This window comes from Duganella vulcania, from assembly GCF_009857655.1.
Classification (GTDB): Bacteria; Pseudomonadota; Gammaproteobacteria; order Burkholderiales; family Burkholderiaceae_D; genus Rugamonas; species Rugamonas vulcania.
The window spans coordinates 1-1,875 of the sequence record NZ_WWCX01000232.1; the positions used below are offsets into that span (position 1 = coordinate 1).

General features: G+C 71.7%; 2 protein-coding genes and 1 pseudogene. 1 reads left to right on the top strand and 2 read right to left on the bottom strand.

Annotated features, from left to right (window positions below; translation table 11 throughout):
* A pseudogene (locus GTP90_RS35575) lies at positions 1-572 on the bottom strand (hypothetical protein); the annotation flags it as partial.
* A gap of 92 nt (positions 573-664) precedes the next feature.
* Between GTP90_RS35575 and GTP90_RS35580 the strand changes: the two are divergent.
* Positions 665-1,039, top strand: a complete 375-nt coding sequence (locus GTP90_RS35580) for a nucleotide pyrophosphohydrolase (protein ID WP_161087914.1) — start codon at positions 665-667, stop codon at positions 1,037-1,039.
* On the opposite strand, the gene GTP90_RS35585 is transcribed toward GTP90_RS35580, so the two are convergent.
* A complete protein-coding gene (locus GTP90_RS35585) occupies positions 1,036-1,716 on the bottom strand; it encodes a Vgb family protein (RefSeq protein WP_161087915.1) in 681 nt (226 codons plus the stop codon). The two genes, GTP90_RS35580 and GTP90_RS35585, sit on opposite strands and share 4 nt — an antisense overlap.
* Positions 1,717-1,875: the final 159 nt, after the last annotated feature.

The window sequence follows — 1,875 nt, forward strand, 5'->3', positions numbered from 1 at the left end:
GCACGCCAGCCCGCCGCGCGGCGGTCCAGCGCACGCCAGCGCGGCCAGTGGCGCAGCACCAGGTACAGCGACGCCAGCACGCACAGCGCGCTCATGTTGTCGCCCATCGAGTTGCCCAGTTCGGACAGGAAGCCGGCGCCCAGCGTGCCGGCCAGCGCCAGCAGCAGCGGCAGGCGATAGCGGTCGGCGGCGTCCGGCGCCGGCAGCAGCAGGCGCGCGATGGCCAGCACCAGCACGAAGTTCAGGCCGTGCAGCACGCCCATGACGAAGCCGGCCACCGGCGGCGGCAGCGCGCGGTTCAAGCCGTAGTACAGCAGGTCCAGCGTGGGATTGAAGTAGCTCTGCCACTGACCCGGCGACAGGTCGAAGCCGATGCGGCCGTTGAGCAGCGCGTAGGCGTTGTACAGGTGGTAGTTGCGCAGGTCCCAGTTGTCGTCCTGGCCAAGCAGCAGCGACAGCAGGCCGAAGCCCAGCGGCACCAGCCAGGCGGCGCGGCGCAGGGTGGCGGGGTGATTGAAGCGCGCCGTGCGGCGGTCGTACCAGCGCCCGATGGCGCCGAGAATATTCTGCATGAGGTGATCGGGTAAGTGGGCGCGCGCCGGCGGCGGCGCAAAGCGGCGATGGTATCATGGCGGGCCCAGACTTCCCATGCCCCGCGCCCGCCATGACCGCTCCCGCCGCCCCCTCCGCCACCGACAGCCTGCTCGCGCTGCGCGAACTGACCCGCCGCTTCGCCGCCGAACGCGATTGGCGGCAGTTCCACACGCCGAAGAACCTGGCCATGGCGCTGACGGTGGAGGCGGCCGAACTGGCCGAGCATTTCCAGTGGCTGCAAACCGGCGCCGACGAAGAGCTGGACGACGCCCGCCGCACCGGCATCCGCCACGAGCTGGCCGACGTGCTGCTCTACCTGGTGCAGCTGGCCGACCAAGTCGGCGTCGACCTGCACGCCGCCGCGCTGGAGAAGATGGCGCTGAACGCCGCCAAGTATCCGGCCGACCTGGTACGCGGCGACGCCCGCAAGTACGACCAGTATTAAGCCGCCGGCTTCGGCCGGCGCACGGCGCGCACCTTGCCGCTGTCGCCGCCACCGCAGTAAAACAGGTCGGCGCCGTCCGATTCCAGGCCGCTGACGCCGGCGCCGGCCGGCATCTCCAGCCGCTCCAGCACCTCGCCGCTGCGCGGGTCGATGCGGCGGATGTCGCTCTCCTCCCCTTCCCACGTGCCGTGCCACAGCTGGCCGTCGACCCAGGTCACGCCGGTGACGAAGCGGTTCGAATCGATGCTGCGGATGACGGCCCCGGTGGCCGGGTCGACCTGGTGGATCTTGCGGTCGCGGTACTGGCCCACCCACAGGCTGCCCTCGGCCCAGGCCAGGCCGGAATCGTAGCCGTCGCCGGGCGCCGGGATCGAGGCCAGCACCTTGCCGCTGGCCGGGTCGATCTTGTCGATGCGCCGTTCGGCGATCTGGTACAGGCAGGTGCCGTCGAAGGCGGTGCCGGCGTCGCAGGCGACGTCCAGCGTGCGGGTGGTGGCGCCGCTGGCCGGATCGAAGGCGATCAAGTGCCCGCCGGTGGCGGCCCAGACGCGCTGGCCGTCGTGGGTGACGCAGTGGACCTGGCCGGCGCCGTCGAAGGGGCCGTATTCGCGCACGATGTCGGCCGTGCCGCTCGTGGCCCCGGGCTGGAGCCTGGATCTGCTGGTATTCGCGTTCATCGCTGCCTCCTGAAGGTTGATGCGCCGGGAACGGCGCCGCAAGAGCACTTTATGCCAGCGGCAGCGCCGCCGGGAGTAACAAGATCGTCGTGTATCCGGCCAGCGGCGGCGCCAGCCAGCGGCGCGTGCGCGCCTGGCCGACCGGGCGCGCGCGGCCGG